Genomic DNA, 20,175 nt, shown 5'->3' on the forward strand with positions numbered 1-20,175 from the left:
CCATTTATGTCTAAGGCTCAAAATAACCAAATACATTCAATTCTACCAATAACTATAGGCACTAAACTCATAAAGTTTTGTTATTTTATTTTAGCCGTTTTGATATTGTCTTGCGGAAATGATAAGACCGAGAAAAAGACAAATGTGGAAACTAAAAACCAAACTGAAGAAACAACTATAGCTATAGCCCAAACTAAAACAATTTTATGTTTTGGTGATAGTATTACAGCAGGTTATGGCTTGGATGATAATAAAGATGCCTACCCAGTGGTTTTACAAGAAAAAATTGATTCGTTACATTTAAATTATACGGTTATTAATTCTGGTTTAAGTGGAGAAACTACTGCAGGTGGAAAAGGGAGAATCGATTGGATTTTAAATCAAGATATCGACATATTTTTATTAGAACTTGGGGCGAACGATGGTTTACGAGGTGTACAACTTTCAGAAACCCGTTCTAACTTACAGTCTATCATAAACACCGTTAAAGAAAAAAGTCCAGAAACAACGATTATTCTTGCTGGTATGGAATTACCTCCTAATATGGGTAAAGAATATACAGATGAGTTCCGACAAATCTTTTCGGACTTAGCCAAAGAAAACAACTTAGAATTTATACCATTTATATTGAAAGATGTCGGTGGAATTGCGGCGCTCAATCAAAGCGATGGTATTCACCCTACAGCTGAAGGTCATAGAATCGTAGCTAATACGGTTTGGGAGGTTTTAAAACCATTGCTTAAATCCTAGTTCAGCTTTTTAAGGATTCTTTGTTTTAAAATTTTGGATCGTTCACTACATGTCTTTAGGCGAAAGACATAGTTACTTCAGGCTAAACTAACTGTTTTAAATAGTTTAGTAAAATTGGTTTTCAAAAGTTCCAACACTTCCAAATTGCTAAACGAATCATTATCTTTGCAAATTCAATAATTACATCCCCCATTAGGTGCAACAAATAAAAGCGTATTTAGAACAGATAGCCAGCATATCAGATGCTGATTGGTCTTATTTTACGTCCAAATTACATCGCCATGTAATTAAAAAGAAGGAGATTTTTTTGAAACTTCATGAAATTGAACATCATATCTCCTTTATAGAGTCAGGGGTAGTACGCGTATATATTCCCAAGGAAGATCCTGATAAAGAAATCACCTTTGGATTTAGTTTTAAAGATCAATTTATTAGTGCCTACGATTCCTTTTTAACACAATCACCTTCGGCTTATGAATTACAAGCCTTAACAGAAACTACCTTAGTAAGTATTACCTATGAAGATTTGCAAGATGTTTATAAACACACACAAATTGGTAATTTAATAGGTAGACTTACAGCAGAACGGCTCTTTTTGATCAAATCTAGACGCGAGCAAAACTTATTGAATCTAACGGCAGAAGAGCGCTATATCAAATTATTTAAAGAACGTCCAGAACTATTAAAAGTAATTCCTCTGAAATACATCAGTTCATATATTGGTGTCACTCCGCAAGCCTTAAGTAGAATTAGAAAACGCTTATAAAGCAGGTTTTATAAGCATTTAATTGATTTGGGTTCATTGTTTGCCTCAAAGCATCAGGTTATCTTTGTAAAAAAAGATATGGCGGTTGTTATTTTTGTATTAGTGCTTTGGTATGGAGGTTTATTTTTTCAATCCTTCTTCTTACATCGCTATGCAGCGCATCAGGTTTTTACTATGTCAAAATCCATGGAGCGCTTGACGTTTATATTAACTTGGGTTTTTCAAGGAGCTAGTTATTTAAGTGCCTATGGTTATGGAATTATGCATCGCATGCACCATGCTTATACTGATACAGAACAAGATCCACACTCTCCAAAGTACGATGCCAATTTATTTGCCATGATGTGGAAAACTAAAACCATTTATCAAGATATTAATGAGGATCGTGTTCCTGTTGATCCACGGTTTAAAAAGAACGTTCCTCAGTGGAAGTCTTTTGATAATTTTGCTAGTTCGCGCTTCTCGAGATTTCTTTGGATTAGCTTATATACCCTGTTTTTTGTGTTTTTTGTTACCGCTTGGTGGCAATGGTTACTTTTACCTATCACCTTTCTAATGGCTCCAATTCATGGGGTTATTATTAACTGGTTTGGCCATATTTATGGCTATGTAAATTACCAAATGAAGAATACTAGTAAAAACTTATTCCGATTCGATTTTTTAATGATGGGAGAAGGCTATCATAACAACCATCATAAGTTTGCTAGTAGTCCTAATTTTGGGGTGAAATGGTACGAGATTGATATGACTTATGTAATTATGAGAATTCTAAACAGTTTTGGAGTCATCCAATTGAAGGCGCTTCCTGTTAAGAAATAAGACAGGTCTAAACTTATAGGTCCATTATAATAATTGTATTTTTGTGTCTTAAATATTGTCGGTAGACAGAATAATTTCACTAGAAGCAATTAAGACATGATTATCCCTAAACTACATTATATTTCCCAAGGAAATTCTCTAAAAGAGCAACTTGAAAACATTCAAAAGGCTTGTACTTCTGGTGCAGAATTAGTTCAGTTACGTTTTAAAAATGTTTCAGATAAAAAGCTTTTAAAATTAGCCAAAGAAGCTATAGATATTACCTCTCATTATCAAACGAGACTGATTATTAACGATAATTATAAAGTAGCTAAAGAAGTTAAAGCGGATGGGGTTCATTTAGGCCCATTAGACACCTGTCCCACAATAGCGAGAAAACATTTACACACTTGGCAGATTATTGGAGGAACAGCAAATACCTTAGTAGATTGTGAAACATTACTTACTAAAGACGTAGATTATATTAGTTTAGGTCCCTTTAGATTCACATCAACAAAAACTCATTTACCTACCCTTTTAGGCTTAAGTGGTTATACTACTATATTAGACGCCTTAAAAACTGAAACGCCTATTATTGCCGTAGGTGGTATTACCATTGAAGATGTAACAGACATATTGAACACAGGCATATCTGGAATTGCGGTATCTGATGCCATTACTCAAGATTTTAATCGTATTAAAACCTTTAATCAATTGTTACAAGCATCTTCCACAAAAGAGCAACGTCATACTTTTAAATAAATCAAATACTAGGTTTAGCTAAGAGAACCCGTTTGTTACTCCAAGCATTTTTCTTTTTTAACAAATCAAGGTTTCATTCAGGTGAATAGATTCTTCTTTAAAAGAATTTAAATTTTTATAAATCTCACTTTAGTAAAAAAAGTATCTTTGCCGCCCCGTAGAAATTTATGGTGATTCACTCTATAATTTCATTTATTTTTTATAATTTAAAGGTAAATATTTCAATATGAAACATTTAACACTCGTGTTTTTAACTTTTTTAGTCGCTACAGTGTCTTATTCTCAAATACAAGTTTCGGTTAGTACTGGATACGCCATTGGCAGTGCAGGAATGAAATTAGGAGAAACGGTCAATATTTCTGAAACGGAAAACTCTTATGGTAGTTATGGTGAAGGCTTAAGTATGCAATTAAGAGGGACCTATTTCTTAAATGAATCATTTGGATTAGATTTAGGATTTGGTTATCTGTATGGCACGGACCAAACCATATCTAAAGTAAACCTACCTAACAGAGAGGTAGACGCGATTGCAAGAGCTCGCGCTTATGGCTCATCTGTTTCTGTTGTTTATAGATTTACCAATAATATTTACGGTCGTTTTGGAGCTTTACTAAAATTAGGCGGTAAAACTGAAGCGGTCGTGTATCAAAAATCGGTTTTTTCGCAACAAGAAGCTGATGCTTTTGGCCTTCCTTTAGGATCGTATTCTGAAACAAATTACAAAGAAGATTTTCACGGACAGTTTCCTTTAGGTTTTACGGGAGCTCTTGGTTACAAGTACGACATAAACACCAAACTTAGTCTTTTTGTTGAAGCAGAATATTATGGAATTAGTTTAAAACGTAAAGATTCTGAACTTTCTGAATTTAACACGGATATAGTTTTACCAGATGGAACTGTAGCTGTGCAAGGCTTTTATACTTTAGATAACCTGCCTGAGGGTTATGTTAAAAAAACCACCTACGTTGATCATTTAGATAATGACAACACCGATCCTTCTAAAAAACTGTCGCAAAAAGTTCCCTATTCCTCCTTTGGAATTAATTTCGGTATTACTTACAAGTTAAAACGCACGAGTAAAAAACAATAGTTTTATAAATTACCAACAACTATTTTTCCCTCGCGGTCTTAGTCTTTATGTTATTTTGGTACTATGTTCTGATTCACTCTAAAAAAGTTTTCTGGATCGTAGGTTGTTTTAATTTTAACTAATCTATCATAATTGTGTTTGTAGCTGGCTTTTATTCGATCCTGACCTTCCTCCATCATAAAGTTTGAATAAGCACCACCCAAAGCATACGGATGTAAAGCTTCATAATATGATTTGCACCAATTGGTGATTTTAGTTGCATTTTCAGGATCAGGATCTACTCCAATATACACAGCTGCATATTTGGCATCCCTATAAGCCCAAGGTGTGTCTGTAGAACCTACTTTACTAGCAGCTCCATTTATAGGGTACAAATGCATTTGTGACAGTGGTGTTGGTATGGACGACCCAAATTTTAAATGGATAGCACTTATCTTGGGGGTTATTTCGTTAAAAAAATCTCCTCTCCAATACCATTGCAAACCTTTTGGAAACAAGCCGTCGAACATGGTTTGAATAGCTGGATATGGCATTTCTCCTACATGAGCAAATACAGGTTGAAGGTCTAAAACGGGTTTAAATAATTTCTCAAATTTATCAGGATTTCCCAAATAACACCAAACAATTCCACAGAATTTTTTATGATGCAGTTGTTCTGGAAATGGTGGACCAGGAATAATCATGGTAGAGATGAAGCCATTTAAATCTTCCGGAGCATTTTGAATAAAGCTATCATACCAAGCCATTATTTCTTCTGTCTTTTCAATTGGCCATAAGGTTGGGCCGCCAATTAACATTTTAACCGGATGGGCTTGAAATTTAAAGGAAGTAATGACCCCATAGTTTCCTCCTCCTCCGCGAATTGCCCAAAACAAATCGGTGTTATTTTTAGCATTTACGGTAAGAAAACTTCCATCTGCTAAAACCATTTCTGCTTCTAATAAATTATCGATAGTTAGTCCATATTTTCGCGTTAAATATCCTATTCCACCTCCAAGCGTTAAGCCTCCTACTCCAGTTGTTGATATCATTCCAGATGGAATGGCTAAACCGAATTTATGGGTTTCTAAGTCCACTTCCTTCCAAATATTTCCACCTCCAACTTTTACCGTATTATTTGAAGTATCTACATTTACATGCTTAATTCGAGACAAGTCGATGACTAAACCATCGTTACACAAACCTAAACCTGCACCATTGTGTCCTCCACCTCTAATAGCAACCAATAAATTATTAGCTCTTCCAAAATTAACAGAGGCTATCACATCTTGTGTATTTTCACACATAGCAAATACTCCTGGGTGTTTATCGATCATTCCGTTAAACACTTGGCGTGTTTCATTGTATTTTTTATTTGAAGGTAAGATTAGGTCTCCCTTTAGTTGTGATGCAAAGGCTTCTATTTTTTTTGGATCAAGGTTTTTTACAGTATTTTTCATGATAACAGGTTTTAAGAATTATGTACTCAATTTATTTTGAAATAATCATTCCTTTTAAAGACCATAAAATTTCTAATACGTCCTTTTTGGAATCGGGTGTAATGTCATTTTTATCTAATGCCAGAAAGATATCGTCCATAACATGCATGTATTCGGCGGGACTTATATTCATTCCGGTATGGGTAGTTAACATATCTCTACCCGAATACTTAGTGGGTCCCCCACTACCCATACTAAAAAAGTCTACCGTATGTTTTTTTATCATTGCCAAACGTTCTGGTTGGTCTTTAAATGGTAGGAATCGGGCATTTACTGCGGGGTTTTCCATATGTGCAGCTACGGTATCATCTACAATAGATGATATGCCTGCCTCTCCTCCTAGACGTTCAAAAAGTGTCGTTTTCATAATTATATTTTTTAGAAATTAATGAGTTGTCAAAGGAGAATGATGTTTGTGAACTTTTTTTCCAACAACTATTAGTGATATCCCCTTTAAATTTTTGATTTATATAATTAATTGGTTTTAATCAAAAGTAGCATAGAATTGCTTTTTAGGCTTCTACGTTTAGACCAAATAAATACACTTTTAGACCAAGAAATAAGCTGTTGCTACTATAAAGGAATAGAATAGGTTAAGAATGTTTAATAAAAATTAGAGGGTAGAATTCCGTATTTTTTTTGAAAACATTTAGAGAAGTATGCTGGGCTGCTAAAACCTGTTTGGTAAGCTATTTCGGAAATATTTCCACTTTGTTTTTCTAATAGTTCTAAAGCTTTATTCAAGCGATAATCCCTTAAGAAAATGTTTGGAGATTTTCCCACCAAGTGCATCATGGTTCTGTATAATTTCGATTTACTATAACCAAGGTTTTCTTCGAAGTTATTTACGTTTGTTGTCATATAGGACCATATATTTTCGGTATAAGCCATTAAATGGTTTATAAACTCCATGTCGGTATTATTTAAAACACGAATGAGCTTGTTTTCAGATACGGGTTTGTTTTGATTTTCACCTTCATAGAGATCTTTAACGGCCTTAGTTATAGTAAAATCGCCTTTAATTATATTACATAAATAATTAGAAGTTTTTATGGTATCCTCGAAAAGGCCTTCTTTTTCCGTTACAGGAATCCCTGCACTTATTCCTATTTTAAACTTTACATGAGGAGAAGTAACACTAGAATGGTATTCTTTAATTTTTATTCCACAGTGAATGGCGTCTGTAACTGAAGCATAGGACACTAAAAACGAATTGTTAGTATGCTGTACCAAACGTCCATTAAAATTTATAATTAAGGAGTTTATTAATTTTATATTGTTCCTATTGGCTGTTTTGAAAGTGTTTTTATGAAGGGTTTTTAGGGAATTATTTAATATTTTAATGACCATTATTGTTCTAAAAGCTGGGTCATTAATAATATTTAGATGTGTATTTTGTGATTTTTCTGGATCTTCAATACGTCCTAAAAAGGATTCTACAATGGTATCATTGACTTCAATAATACGCTGTGGAACAGCTCCATGAGAATTTTTGTGTAAATTTAAAACCGACTCCTTATTAGGTGCTTCAATTAAGCAAAACGCAGTTTTTCTTTTTTCATCACACCAATAAGTTAGGCCGCGACAATTATATTTGTGCTCTATACCTAGATCTGCTTGATGCATTTCTGCAACATGTTTGGCTGAAACCCCATCAGGAAGGTCGTGCAAATCTAAATATAATGGCATCTATTTGATTTTGAGTGTAATATACGGTTTTTTTAGCCGTTTATTACTGAAACATCTAGTTCATTTTAGGTTTTCGTCTGTATCAGATATGTTTATGGACCTCCCAATTAAACTGTTGATAACCAATTATGTTTAGTAAAATTTTTCTTTAAATGTCTTCTGAAGAAATGATTTGAATTCCTAAATATTCCATTTTCTTTTTTAGTTCTTTAAATTCATTATTATCTAAAGGTTGTGAAGCATCTTCAATAAAAAAGCAGGCAAAACCCTCTTTAAAGGCATCGTGAATTGAAAAATAAACGCAAATATCGGCAGCAAGACCACAAAGAAAAATTTGGGTAGCTCCTTTTTCTTTTAAATAACCAGCCAATCCGGTAGATTTTATATGTCCATTGTCGTAAAACGCACTATAACTATCTATTTGCTTATCTGTTCCTTTTCTAAAAATGGCTTCCCATTTTTCGGTTTTTAAATCAGGATGAAACTCGGCTCCTTTTGTTCCTTGAACACAATGATCTGGCCATAAGGTTTGTGGTTTCCCATGAAGTTCAATTTCATCAAAAACCTTTTTACCTTCGTGATTTGAAGCAAAACTAACATGGTCTTTTGGATGCCAATCCTGACTAGCAACCACCAAATCGAATTTATGTTGAATTTTATTAATGATGGGTACTATTTTATCTCCATTAGGAACCGGTAAGGAACCATTAGGCATAAAATCGTTCTGAACATCAATTATAATAAGAGTTTTCATGGATGTTTATTATTTTCTGTATTTATATTAAAGTGTTCTTATCCTTTACAAATTATCATTTAAAGAACTTTACATCTACAAGAATTTGTGAGCCTGAACTAATTTGTCTCGTTCTTCTTTTAGTTTCGTGCTAAGCCCAATTTTGTATATATGAGGATTTTGAAAACGTTTATATTCTTCAGGAAGTTTCTTTAAACGGGATTGAGAATATTCAGCAATTTCGGTTACGGTACGTGTTGGTTTTATCCTTTTTCCATTCACCATAACTTTTTCAAGTTGAGGTTCTTGTGTAAACGTACTGAGGCGTAATTTTTTAATCGGATCGTAGGCATGTTCCATTTCAGTGACGTTTTCTTCTGTAAAAAGTGCTACAGCGTCTGCGCCATAAAACATTCCATTTTCATCAAACATTCTATAAACTTGTTTTTTGGAAGGAAGTGACACCTTAATAATGTTCTCGGAAAGTTTGATTCTAGGTTCGCCATTATATTCTGACAACTTATATACACCTCCTAAGGAGGCATCAGGTTTTCCTGTAACAAGGTTTGTTCCCACCCCATAAATATCAATTGGAGCACCTTGTTCTTTCAAACTTTTTATCACGTATTCATCCAATTGGTTGGAGACCACAATCTTTACATAGTCCAAATTAGCTTCATCTAATATTTTTCTAGTTCTTTTTGCCAAATAGGCTAAATCACCACTATCCAATCTAACCCCTAATAACTGCTCACCTCTTTCTTCCATTTCCTTGGCAACAATTATCGCATTTGGCAATCCACTTTTTAGTGTATTGTATGTGTCTACTAAAAGCACACAATTTTTAGGACGTATTTTAGCAAAATCGCGAAAAGCTTGTAATTCATCCTCATAACTTTGTATAAATGAGTGGGCCATGGTTCCTGAAGCTGGGATGTTATAGTCTTCGGCTGCTTTTACGTTACTTGTACTATCAAAACCACCTATAGCTGCAGCTCTTGATGCGTAATATCCACCAGTTGCATGCGCACGACGTAGTCCCATATCCAATAAAACTTCGTTTTTCGCACTGTGACGCATTCGGCTTGCTTTGGTAGCGATAAGCGTTTGAAAATTAAGAAGATTAAGTAAAAGTGTTTCAATTATTTGGGCTTCAATAATATTGGCTTCAACTTGTAAAATTGGTCGGTTTGGAAAAACAACATCACCTTCTTTACTTGAGTAAATGGTTCCTTGAAATTTAAAATCTTTTAAATAATCTAAGAATTCTTTTTCGAATCCGTGTTGTTCCAAATAGGTGATATCGGAATCAGAGAATTTTAGAGTTTCAAGAATGTTTAAAACGTCCTCTAATCCGGCAAAAATGGCATATCCCCCATTAAAAGGATTGCTTCTATAATAATAATCAAAGACCGCTTGTCCGTTTGGCTTAGTATTAAAATAGACTTGAGCCATAGTAAGTTGATACAGGTCTGTATAAGCTGCTGTGATTTGCATGTGATTTATTTTTTTAACGCCTCAAGATATCCAAAAATTAAATAATCTCTTAGTAAGTTTACTAAAAAATAAAGGGAGAAAGTAGTTTTATACTTTCTCCCTTTGCTTAAAGAGGAATACTTTCTATATAATTTTATAGGCAGTATTGTTTCTGTTATGGTTATAGTTTAAAAAAGGAACTATACTTCTTCCATCACTCTTTTTGTTTTTCTATAAGTGTAATTAGGATAGATGTTACGTTTTGCAAAACGGTTTAGCTTATCACTATTAATCATTTTAATATAGACTTGTTTAGTAACTCCAAAGTATTCGTAGGTAGAGCCATCTTGAAAGGTAATTTCCAACAACAATCCTTTATGAGAAAAATCTGCGATACCAGAATTGGTAATCGTTTCCGTATAGTCTTCTAAATTAGCAGCAATTGTTTCTGGCGCAATACTTACTAAAAAGTGGTAACCATCAATAATTTTTCGGCTGTTTATCTCTGCTTCTTCTTGCAAAGCATCGCCATTTTGAAATTTATCAGGATGCCATTCCTTTACTAAATCACGGTAACTCTTTTTCAAAGTCTTTAATTCGACTTCATTTTCCACTCCAAAGAGTTTTTTATATTCGTTTATGCGCTTCATATCAATTTTTTATTCAAGGGCGCAAAAGTACGTGTTATTTTAAGATGAATTACTATGCTAGCCTATAAATAATTTAACAACTATAAAATGGTTACACGAACCTTTTTCTTTTTTAATCGACTGTTATTCAATTTATCTACTAAAGACTCAGCAATACTAAGCGGAACCGCCACAAAAGCACAATCCTGTTTTAGCTCAATGGTTCCTAATTGGTCCTTTGTTAAACCTCCCTCTTTAAAAAACAATCCTGCAATATCCCCTTTAGAAATTTTATCTTTTCTTCCTCCTGAAATAAATAAGGTTTCCCAGAACTGTGGTTTTAAAGGAGCTTTCTTTGTTATATTCTCTATTTTGGTTTTACCAATAAATTCAGGAAGGTGTTCGTCCTCCGCTTTTATAATATAAGCGGTGCCTTTTGCATTTACTCTTGCTGTTCTGCCATTTCTATGTGTAAACTCTTCTAAAGCGTAAGGGAGCTCGTAATGGATAATGAAATTCATTTCAGGAATATCTATTCCTCTTGAAGCTAAATCTGTTGCAATTAATATCTGACTTGTTCCATTTCTAAATTTAATTAGTGAGCGCTCTCTGTCCTTTTGCTCCATACCCCCAGAAAAACAGGTGTGGCTGATTTTGTTTCTATCTAGAAATCTACTAACTAAATCGATATTGTCTCTTAAATTACAGAACACAATTCCTTGTTGGTTTCCCAGATGTAAAAGTAAATTTAATAAGGTTGGTAATTTATTACTTGTAGGAGAAACAACTGTTTTAATAGTTAATTTAGACTCCCTTTTCTCATTCAAATAGTTAATAACTGTAGGCTTATCTAATCTTACAAAACCTGGAATTTTAACACCTTGAGTTGCAGAGGTTAAGACGCGTTTATTTAAAGCAGGCAATTGATTGATAATGCGTTTCATTTCTTGTTCAAATCCTACTTCCAATGACTTGTCAAATTCATCTAAAATCAAGGTTTTTATACTCGTCAATGAAAATCTTTCGTTTTCAAAATGATCGGCAATTCGTCCTGGAGTTCCAATTAAAATAGCTGGTACATGTTTGATTTCAATTTTGTCCTTAGACATGGATCTACCTCCATAAACCGCATTTACTTTAAAGCCGGACCCCATATCTCTAGCTACTTGTTCAATTTGAATAGCTAATTCTCTTGATGGTACTAAAATAAGGGCTTGTACCTCTTCACAGTCTGCTTTAAGTAAATTTATAAGGGGTAATAAAAACGCCAAAGTTTTTCCAGAGCCTGTTGGAGAAAGTAACACCGTATTTGTTGTTGTTTCAATAACTGAGATGGCCTCCTCTTGCATGGGGTTTAGCTCTTGGATATTTAATTTTTCTAAAATATCCTGCTGATCTTTAATGTTGTTTGCCATAAAAATTATTTCTTTTGTGCCTTGTCAGCCTTTGGATTACCCATGTTTGTTTGTGATAAGTAATCAGCCAATACTTTTTCAATTAACTCTTCTTTTGTTAAATGATGAAAAATGGTTGTTATCTTATTTTTATATGATTCTGAAATATGGCGATTTGGTTTGGTTTTGAATATTTTTTTAGCCCAAAGCAAGCCATTGTTCTCTTCGATACTGAGGGCATCTGCTTTTTTAAACTTCTTAAAAGTAATCCCTAATTCTTGTTCAAAATCAGCTATGTCGTCTACCTCTTCTTGTTGTAAAATAGTTAGTGAAAGGCCTTTAGCACCTGCTCTAGCTGTACGCCCACTTCTGTGTACATAGGCGTCGTAAGTGTCTGGTAAATGATAATTTACTACGTATGAAATTTCCTTAACATCAATTCCACGAGCAGCTAAATCTGTAGCCACAAGTATATCAATATGTCCCTCTCGGAATTGTCCCATGATACGATCGCGTATCCCTTGGGTTAAACTTCCGTGAAGTGCACCGGATGAAAATTTATTGATAGCTAGGTTTTTTGCTAGCTTATTAACAGCGGCTTTAGTTTTACAAAAAATAATTCCTCTTTCTCCTTCCTTAGAATTTAAAAAGTGAAGTAAAACATCTAACTTTTCTATAGGTTCCACAACCACGTATTGGTGATCAATTCCTTGGTGTCCAACCGTTGACATATCGGCTTCAATTTGAACGACATGTTTTGACATATAGTTTTGCACCAATTGCTTTACTGCTCCTGGCATGGTAGCAGTAAAAAGTAAAGTTCTTCTAGATTTTGGAACTTCTTTTATAATACTATCTAAACCTTCTTTTAAAGCGCTCACCATTTCATCTGCTTCATCAAGAATAAGGTATGAGATATTTTTGATGTTTATAGCGTTACGTTCAACTAAATCAGCCAAACGTCCTGGAGTAGCTACAACTATGTGTGTTGCCGATTTTAAGCGTTCTATTTGTGGTTTAATTGGAATACCACCACAAGTTGCTGCAATTGAAATTTCCTGGTTATTAGCTGCAAAAGCTACTAAGTTGTGGAAAATTTGTTGTCCTAACTCCCGTGTTGGTGCTAGAATAACTGCTTGAATATCTGAAGATTTTACATCTATTAACTGCAATAATGGTAAACCAAATGCGGCTGTTTTACCAGTTCCCGTTTTTGCTAAGGCAACCACATCCTCTTTTTGGTTGAGTAATACTGGGATTGCTTTTTGCTGAATGTCTGTTGGTACAGAAATTTGCAAAGCAGTTAAACTTTGTTGTAAGTTTTCGTTAATCCCTAAGTCTGAAAATGTTTTTGACATCTAATAATTTTCAATGAAGATAATTACAGTTTAAAAATAAGCACTTCTGTATCAATGAGTTATTCAGAATTTACCGTCTGTAATATATTTGTTAAGTTAAAATAAAAAGCTATCAAAGAATGATAGCTTTCAATACGTGTTTATTATAATAATGGATTAAGCCAATTTAACATTTACGGCATTAAGTCCTTTTTTTCCTTGCTCAATCTCGAATATAACTTTGTCATTCTCACGGATTTTATCGATAAGATCGTTTTTATGTACAAAAACTTCTACATCAGAATCTGCTTGGATTATAAAACCAAACCCCTTGGCATTATTGAAAAACTTCACAGTGCCTTCTTTCGTTTGGCTTTCTTTCTTTTTACCAATTAATTTGTTAAATATTTTTTTAATCATTTTTGTTCATTTTATGTTTAATAAATAAAGGTCTAATATACTACGTCCATGTTAAAATTATAGAAGAAAGCGATGGATTGTTTAAAATTTTTGGAATATTAAAAAAGAAGGCAATCTGAATATATTAAAGGGCAAATATATGAAATTATTATTTAAATTATATAAAAACATGATGAGTCCTAGAGAGAATGGATTGATTCCCTGTTCTTTTTAAAAATTTAGAACCTTATGTGAGTTGTTTTTTGAGCTATAAAGTTGTAGTTTATTTAAATTGATTTAATTAGATATTTCCAATGTAGTGTGAGTTTTCTATGGAATTACATGGCTCTAGGGTTTGCTTTAATTTTCACTTTTCTACTTTTTAAAACAATCATACTGCAAAACCCAAATTTCTCGGTTATGGTTCCTAAGCACTTATAAATACCCAATCCGTTAATCGGGTAATTGTAAACTGTTTCGGCAAAATGAACTGCATCGAAATAGACTCCGTGTTTATCTACAAAAGTGCTTAAGCGCATCCGTTTTCCTTGCGAAGTGATATTGTATCGTGTGGTTACTAAATTCCCATAAATAATAACTTCTTTATTTACGTATTGATGCATGTTTTTTGCACAAATATCTTGCTCCATAGTTTCATCTATTAACTCAAAATAACCACCTAAAGGAAAACCTAGTAATTCCAATTCATCATAGGCATTTTCAATAGCATTTTCAGGGAGTTCTGGAAGCTCAAAATTTCTATGTTTGGTTTGAAATAGTTTCGGCTGTTTATTAAGTGTTTTACTAGCTTGAAGTTTAAAAATAGCTTGCCATAAAAGTTCGGTTTTCGATTTGTTTGTAAACTGAAAACAACCTATTCTTATTAAAATAGATAATTGTTCGATACTTATTTGCACACGATTTATAAAATCTTCTAAAGAAAGGAATTTGCCATGTATCTGTCGTTCGTTTAAAATTCTCTGAACCATCCAGGTTTCTAGATTCTTTAAATACCCCAAACCTAAATAAATAACCTTGCCTTTAACCCTATTTGGATGATCGCTATTGTTGATACAAGGAAGTTTAATTTCTGCTCCCTGCATTTTGGCTTCGTGTAAATAATGTTCTGCACTATAAAATCCACCGCCATTATTAAGTACTGCCACCATAAATTCTATAGGATAATAGCATTTCAAAAACAAACTCTGATAGCTTTCCACAGCATAAGATGCTGAGTGCCCTTTAGCAAAGGCATAACCAGCAAAACTTTTAATTTGATTCCAAACCTCGAAAATCAAGCTGTCTTCATATCCTTTCTTTCTACAATTAGAAATAAATTTTTGTTCTACGGCCAAGAACTCTTCTTTGGAGCGATACTTCCCACTCATTCCTCTTCTTAAAACATCTGCTTCACCCAGACTTAAATCGGCAAACTGATTGGCTACTTTTAACACATCTTCTTGATAAACCATTACGCCATAAGTTTCTGGCATAATTTCCATAAGAATGGGATGTGCTTTTTTTCTTTGTTCTGGAAATCGGTGACGTTTTATAAACTCATCTTTCATTCCTGAGCCCGAAACTCCTGGCCGAACAATAGAACTTGCTGCTACCAAACCTAAATAATCTTGGGTTTGTAGTTTTATCATCAATCCTCGCATGGCTGGAGATTCTACATAATAAGCACCTATAGCTCCTCCTGTTCTAAGAAGTTTATTGATGTTTTTGTCGTTTTTAAATCGCTCTACATCATGGATGTCTATAATTGGTTCTTCTGGTCGGTTTTCAGCTATAATTTCTAGAGCATCTTTAATTTTAGCTAATCCTCTTTGTCCTAAAATATCGAATTTAAAAATCCCAACCTCTTCTGCTATCATCATGTCAAATTGTACGGTTGGAAAACCTTTTGGAGGTAAAAAAGTAGCAGAATAGTTGTGTATGGGTTTTTCTAAAATTAAAATACCAGCCGAATGCACACTTAAATAATTCGGAAAACCTTCAATTAATTCCCCGTATTTTAAAACAAGCTTCCCAATGTCGTCTAAAGAGTTGTTGGTTGATTTTCCTTTACTTAGCTTATCAATTTCCTCTTTTGGCAAACCAAAAACTTTTCCTAATTCTCGAACAACGGCCTTAAATTTAAAGGTGTTGTAAGTAGCCAAAAGCGCTGTGTTTTTGAATCGGTTGAAAATATAATTGGTAACGTCTTCCCTATCCTTCCAAGAGAAATCGATGTCAAAATCAGGAGGAGAAGCTCTAAAAGGGTTTATAAATCTTTCAAAATACAAATCCAATTCAATCGGGTCCACGTCTGTAATGCCAATAATATAAGCCACAATACTGTTGGCTCCACTGCCACGTCCCACATGAAAATAGCCTTGATGTTTGGCATAAGAAATAATGTCGTGGTTTATTAAAAAGAAACTTACAAAATCTAGAGACTTTATGACTTCCAATTCTTTGTTTAATCGGTCATAAACCTTTTTATCTGGATTTTTATATCGTTTAGGCAAACCCTGAAAGCACAATTTTTTGAGGTATTCAAAATCGGTTTCCAAACTACTTTTGTAAATTTTTAGGTTTTGGGAACTTCTTTCTGCGCCAAATCCGAAATGAATTTGGCATTGATTTATGAGGTATTTTGTGTTTTCAATAATATGTGGAAAACTAGAGAATGCATGTAAGAGGTCTTCTTTGGAAAGCATTTTTTCAGTAGGAAGACATTCTTCTGTGGTTGGAAGCTTGCTCAACAAACAGTTGTTGTCAATAGCTCTAAGCAGCCTATGCGCATTAAAATCTTTTTTATTTCTAATGGTAACTGGTTGTTGTATAACTAATTTGTCTGTAAGGTTTTTCAGTTTTGAAAAGGGAAGTTTTCTGAGCTCCTCTACCGAAACACCAATAAATTCATTGCTTCTAAACGAAGTAATTTCGTATTCTAATACGTTTTCAAAAGAATAAATTACAAAAGCATTCTGAAATTCTGGGGCTTTGTTTGCAATGTATTGTTTGTTTTCTAAATGTTGAGAAAGAAAGTAATTTAGCTCATGAAATCCGGTGTTGTTTTTAGCTATTCCTACAAATTGCTGTTTTGCTCCATTTCTAAAATCGATTCCTACTAGAGGTTTGATATTATATTTTTCAGCTTGTTTAATAAAATTTAGACAAGCAGAAGTGTTATTGATATCTGTTAAGGCCAGACACGATATGTTGTTGCTTTTGGCCAGTTCCAATAATTCATTTTCAGAAAATGTGCCATAGCGAAGGGAGTAATATGAATGACAGTTTAAATACATTATTGTTTTCTATGTGCTAATAAAATTGGAGGTTCGCCATTAAAAGGATTTTGAAATCTACCGATGGTTTTTGCCCCTATAGAGGAAGCTCTCATAATGCTAGAATCGCCGTATCTACCTCGAATACCATCCATAGCCTTGTATAAGCCCAACATTTTTTCGGTATCATCAAAAAGATTTATCTGATAATTTCCACTAACAATATCGCTTATTTTCACCCCCACCAATCTTACCAATAACCTTCTGTTATAAAGCTTTTCAAACAGTTCCAATACAGTTGGAATAATAATATGGTCGGCACTTGAATAGGCTATCTTCACTTGTTTGTTATATGTATTAAAGTCTGAATATCTAATTTTCACACTTATAGTACTTGCCAATTTATCTGCTCTTCTTAATTGAAAGGCTAAGTTTTCTGCCATAGCAAAAATGATGGTTCTTAAGTAAGCAACATCAATAGTGTCTTTATTAAAGGTTCTTTCTGTAGAAATAGATTTTCTTTCATGATAGGGAATCAAGGGAGGATTATCAAGTCCGTTAGCCCTTTTCCAGATGGTTACCCCTTGAAGTCCTAAAGCGCTTCGCATCATTTCTACAGGCATTTGCTGAACCATGCTTACTCTATCCACACCTAAGTTTCTTAGTATTTGATATGTTTTCTCTCCAACAGAAGGTATTTTTCGAATTGACAAAGGAGCTAAAAACGACTTTTCAAAACCAGAATCTATTTTTAATTGGTTATTTGGTTTTGCTTCACCCGTAGCCACTTTAGAAACTATTTTATTTGTAGACAGGCCAAAAGAAATTGGAAGTCCTGTATCTTTAATAATGGTTTGTCTTAGTTCTGAAGCATATTTATAAGTGCCATAAAACTTATCCATACCTGTTAGGTCGGCATAAAATTCATCTACACTGGCTTTTTCAAAAACGGGTACTTTCTCTTTAATGATTTCCGTTACCATTTGAGAATATTTAGTATAAATACCTGCATTTCCTTTAATAACTACAGCTTCAGGGCAGAGCCGTCTAGCAACTTTCATAGGCATGCCTGAGTGCACGCCAAAAGCACGGGTTTCGTAGCTACAAGCAGCTACAACGCCTCTATCTCCTACACCTCCAACCATAAGAGGTTTGTGTTTTAACCGACTATCTATGAGTCTTTCACAAGAAACAAAGAAAGTGTCTAAATCTAGATGTAAAATATTCTTTTGCATTTGACAAAATTAGCTTAAATTTGTAGTTCAATTGACTCAAAAAATAAGTTTTATGTCGTTTATTCAAAATAATATCCAATTTATTCGAAATCAGAAAGGTTTATCGCAAGCACAATTTGCGGAGGCATTGGATTGGTCTAAATCGCAAGTTGGAGCTTATGAAGAAGGGCGCTCCTTCCCTTCTATAGAAAAGCTCGTTCAATTATCGGATTATGTAAAAATTCCAATCGACATCTTAGTTCGAAACGATTTAAGAAAGTCAGGAACCACTTCATTTATTGAAATAGGTAATCAGCGCGTATTATTTCCTATTTTGGTAGACCCTGACAACGAGAATCTGATAGAAGTTGTTCCTGTCAAGGCTAGTGCAGGTTACTTATCTGGTTACGATGATCCTGAATATATTGAGCAATTGCAAAAAATAAAACTTCCATTTTTACCTGTGGGAAAACATCGTGCATTTCCTATAAAGGGAGATTCCATGCTTCCTATGAAAGATGGTTCTTTTGTAATAGGGAGATTTGTAGAAGATAGAAAAGACATAAAAACAGGTAAAACCTATGTTTTATTAACCTTGAATGATGGAATGGTATATAAGCGAGTGATGAACAACATTGAGTTTAATAATTCTCTTTTGTTGATGTCTGATAATAAAATGTATCATGATTACAGCGTGCCTATAGATGAAGTTTTAGAGTTATGGGAATTTACTTGCAGCATTAACACTCAGGAATACAGCGAAGAAGAATTAAAAATAAGTAGTATTATAAGCATGTTCAACGAATTGGGTATTGAACTTAAAGCTTTAGAAAAAGCAATTAAGTAAATCTTATTACAAGCTTAAAGGTGTCAATTTGACATTTAAACTTTATAAAAATTGCCAAAATGACAGTCGAACAGCACGAAAATCAGTTCAATAAACAAAAAACTCCATTTGGTACTTTGTTTGCTCATTTAAGTACGAAGCTTCAAACTTCAAAATTTTGATTTATTGTTTAACTTAAAATTTTTATTATTATGAGCACTTTAGTTAATGTTCCTAAAAATGGGGGTTTATCAAGCACTAACTCAAACGTTAACCTTCCTACTTGGACGAATTGGATAGAAGATGTTTTTAACAAGGATCTTCCAAATGTATTTACTTCAAATTTTGATCATGTTATTTCTTCACCTAAGATAAATATTAAAGAAACATCAGAATCATTTATTTTAGAAATGGCTATTCCAGGAATTAAGAAATCCGATTTAAATATCGACCTTGATAATGATGTTCTTTCTATTTCAACTGAAATGAAAGAAGAAACAGAACATAAAGAAGATAATTTTACACGAAGAGAATTTGGCTACTCAAGTTTTAAGAGAACTTTTACACTACCTGAAACGGTAGATGAAGCAAAGATTGAGGCAAAGCATGAAGATGGCGTATTAAGTATTTTATTGCCAAAAAAAGAAGGAGCCAAGAAAAAACCAGCAAGAAGTATTGAAATATCTTAATTATAAAAATTAAGTCTGAGCACAGCTATTGATAGCCCTTTATTAAACTTAAAATAAATAAAAAAGGCCCCTTATCGGGTCTTTTTTATTTTTATTCCAAAATAATATTATAATTAGCTACGTACATATCACCTTTTTTTAAGGTAGTAAGTATGTTGTTGATTTCTTTTTTCTTTAGTTTTTTTCGACATGCTTTGGTTAAAAACGGATCGTCTTCAAAAATTAAAGAGTTTAAGGTGTATTCTGGTTTTCCAGCTTCCTTAACTATAGGGTGAATTCGCCTTAATTCCTTGGAATGCCTATAAGATCCAGGAATAAAAGTATAGAAGGTATAAGCTCCATCAGCGTTGGTTTTAACCCATCCTCTGTGGTAAACATAGCGTTTATCGTTTTCAAATTTCAAATCATATTCCCCATCCTCGTTGGGTTGGTTTATAAATAGAATTACATCTTTTGCAGGTGTGAGTCCATCGTTTAAATAAACTGTTCCTGTGATTTTCAACTTATTTTCCATGGTTTCAAAATCGGGAATAGTATCTGTATTACTCAAATGTTTTTCATAATAATCATAAATAGGACTTCTAGACCTATAATCAAAAGGAACTTCCTCTAAAACACTGGCCGAATCTTGAGCTTTTAATGTAGGTGAAAAATATAAAAAAGGGACCATTGATAAAGTGATAAAGAGATTTTTCATAAGTTAAAAGACATTTAATATTCTTAAAACTATAGTATTAGATCTATCACTCAAAAAAAATCTTATGAACTATAAAATTACCCGATGAAATGAAAAAATATTACAAAACTATCGACGTAATACACATATAACCTGATAGTTACCTGTTTTAACACAATTAAAAGGCTTACAGA

Annotated in this window: 19 protein-coding genes; 7 read left to right on the plus strand and 12 right to left on the minus strand. The window is 33.4% G+C overall.

Annotated features, from left to right (window positions below; genetic code table 11):
• The first annotated feature begins 6 nt into the window (after window positions 1-6).
• From VKY41_RS03245 to VKY41_RS03265, 5 genes are all read left to right on the plus strand, one after another.
• The gene (locus tag VKY41_RS03245) at window positions 7-750 is read left to right on the plus strand and encodes an arylesterase (RefSeq protein WP_500812999.1); all 744 of its coding nucleotides are present in this window, start codon (window positions 7-9) and stop codon (window positions 748-750) included.
• Between the two features lie 196 nt (window positions 751-946).
• A complete protein-coding gene (locus VKY41_RS03250) occupies window positions 947-1,516 on the plus strand; it encodes a Crp/Fnr family transcriptional regulator (RefSeq protein ID WP_500813000.1) in 570 nt (189 codons plus the stop codon).
• Between the two features lie 78 nt (window positions 1,517-1,594).
• Window positions 1,595-2,335: an acyl-CoA desaturase gene (locus tag VKY41_RS03255; RefSeq protein ID WP_500813001.1), complete on the plus strand. Its 741-nt coding sequence runs from the start codon at window positions 1,595-1,597 to the stop codon at window positions 2,333-2,335.
• Window positions 2,336-2,431: 96 nt separating this feature from the next.
• The gene (thiE, locus tag VKY41_RS03260) at window positions 2,432-3,076 is read left to right on the plus strand and encodes a thiamine phosphate synthase (protein ID WP_500813002.1); all 645 of its coding nucleotides are present in this window, start codon (window positions 2,432-2,434) and stop codon (window positions 3,074-3,076) included.
• Between the two features lie 226 nt (window positions 3,077-3,302).
• Window positions 3,303-4,166: a hypothetical protein gene (locus VKY41_RS03265; protein ID WP_500813003.1), complete on the plus strand. Its 864-nt coding sequence runs from the start codon at window positions 3,303-3,305 to the stop codon at window positions 4,164-4,166.
• A gap of 50 nt (window positions 4,167-4,216) precedes the next feature.
• Here VKY41_RS03265 and VKY41_RS03270 read toward each other — a convergent pair whose 3' ends face one another.
• The 11 genes from VKY41_RS03270 to VKY41_RS03320 all read right to left on the minus strand — a co-directional run bounded on the left by VKY41_RS03270 (window position 4,217) and on the right by VKY41_RS03320 (window position 17,811).
• Entirely contained in the window at window positions 4,217-5,605 is a 1,389-nt protein-coding gene (locus VKY41_RS03270; protein ID WP_500813004.1) for an FAD-binding oxidoreductase, read from the minus strand.
• A gap of 31 nt (window positions 5,606-5,636) precedes the next feature.
• On the minus strand, window positions 5,637-6,011 hold the full coding sequence (locus tag VKY41_RS03275) for a group I truncated hemoglobin (protein WP_500813005.1): 375 nt from the start codon (window positions 6,009-6,011) through the stop codon (window positions 5,637-5,639).
• A 236-nt stretch (window positions 6,012-6,247) separates the two neighbouring features.
• A complete protein-coding gene (locus VKY41_RS03280; protein WP_500813006.1) occupies window positions 6,248-7,333 on the minus strand; it encodes a nickel-binding protein in 1,086 nt (361 codons plus the stop codon).
• A gap of 148 nt (window positions 7,334-7,481) precedes the next feature.
• Window positions 7,482-8,087, minus strand: coding sequence for a bifunctional nicotinamidase/pyrazinamidase (gene pncA / locus VKY41_RS03285; protein WP_500813007.1), 606 nt, complete (start codon window positions 8,085-8,087; stop codon window positions 7,482-7,484).
• Window positions 8,088-8,162: 75 nt separating this feature from the next.
• Window positions 8,163-9,563 carry a nicotinate phosphoribosyltransferase gene (locus VKY41_RS03290; protein WP_500813008.1) on the minus strand — a complete coding sequence of 467 codons (1,401 nt, stop codon included), beginning with the start codon at window positions 9,561-9,563 and terminating at the stop codon, window positions 8,163-8,165.
• 179 nt (window positions 9,564-9,742) lie between these two features.
• On the minus strand, window positions 9,743-10,192 hold the full coding sequence (locus VKY41_RS03295; RefSeq protein ID WP_500813009.1) for a KTSC domain-containing protein: 450 nt from the start codon (window positions 10,190-10,192) through the stop codon (window positions 9,743-9,745).
• 80 nt (window positions 10,193-10,272) lie between these two features.
• A complete protein-coding gene (locus VKY41_RS03300) occupies window positions 10,273-11,586 on the minus strand; it encodes a DEAD/DEAH box helicase (protein WP_500813010.1) in 1,314 nt (437 codons plus the stop codon).
• Window positions 11,587-11,591: 5 nt separating this feature from the next.
• The gene (locus tag VKY41_RS03305; RefSeq protein ID WP_500813011.1) at window positions 11,592-12,923 is read right to left on the minus strand and encodes a DEAD/DEAH box helicase; all 1,332 of its coding nucleotides are present in this window, start codon (window positions 12,921-12,923) and stop codon (window positions 11,592-11,594) included.
• A gap of 156 nt (window positions 12,924-13,079) precedes the next feature.
• Window positions 13,080-13,295 carry a cold-shock protein gene (locus VKY41_RS03310; RefSeq protein WP_500813039.1) on the minus strand — a complete coding sequence of 72 codons (216 nt, stop codon included), beginning with the start codon at window positions 13,293-13,295 and terminating at the stop codon, window positions 13,080-13,082.
• A gap of 344 nt (window positions 13,296-13,639) precedes the next feature.
• The gene (locus VKY41_RS03315) at window positions 13,640-16,597 is read right to left on the minus strand and encodes a DNA polymerase III subunit alpha (RefSeq protein WP_500813012.1); all 2,958 of its coding nucleotides are present in this window, start codon (window positions 16,595-16,597) and stop codon (window positions 13,640-13,642) included.
• Complete coding sequence (locus tag VKY41_RS03320) at window positions 16,597-17,811, minus strand: DNA polymerase Y family protein (RefSeq protein ID WP_500813013.1); 1,215 nt, start codon at window positions 17,809-17,811, stop codon at window positions 16,597-16,599. Before VKY41_RS03320 ends, VKY41_RS03315 begins: the two co-directional genes overlap by 1 nt.
• Window positions 17,812-17,863: 52 nt before the next feature.
• Between VKY41_RS03320 and VKY41_RS03325 the strand changes: the two genes are divergently transcribed.
• Together VKY41_RS03325 and VKY41_RS03330 are read left to right on the plus strand one after the other, a co-directional pair.
• Window positions 17,864-18,637 carry an XRE family transcriptional regulator gene (locus VKY41_RS03325; RefSeq protein ID WP_500813014.1) on the plus strand — a complete coding sequence of 258 codons (774 nt, stop codon included), beginning with the start codon at window positions 17,864-17,866 and terminating at the stop codon, window positions 18,635-18,637.
• 191 nt (window positions 18,638-18,828) lie between these two features.
• Window positions 18,829-19,305, plus strand: a complete 477-nt coding sequence (locus tag VKY41_RS03330) for an Hsp20/alpha crystallin family protein (protein WP_500813015.1) — start codon at window positions 18,829-18,831, stop codon at window positions 19,303-19,305.
• A gap of 91 nt (window positions 19,306-19,396) precedes the next feature.
• Here VKY41_RS03330 and VKY41_RS03335 read toward each other — a convergent pair whose 3' ends face one another.
• The gene (locus VKY41_RS03335) at window positions 19,397-20,002 is read right to left on the minus strand and encodes a hypothetical protein (protein WP_500813016.1); all 606 of its coding nucleotides are present in this window, start codon (window positions 20,000-20,002) and stop codon (window positions 19,397-19,399) included.
• Window positions 20,003-20,175: the final 173 nt, after the last annotated feature.

The organism is Xanthomarina sp., assembly GCF_035306605.1.
Taxonomy (GTDB): Bacteria; Bacteroidota; Bacteroidia; order Flavobacteriales; family Flavobacteriaceae; genus Xanthomarina.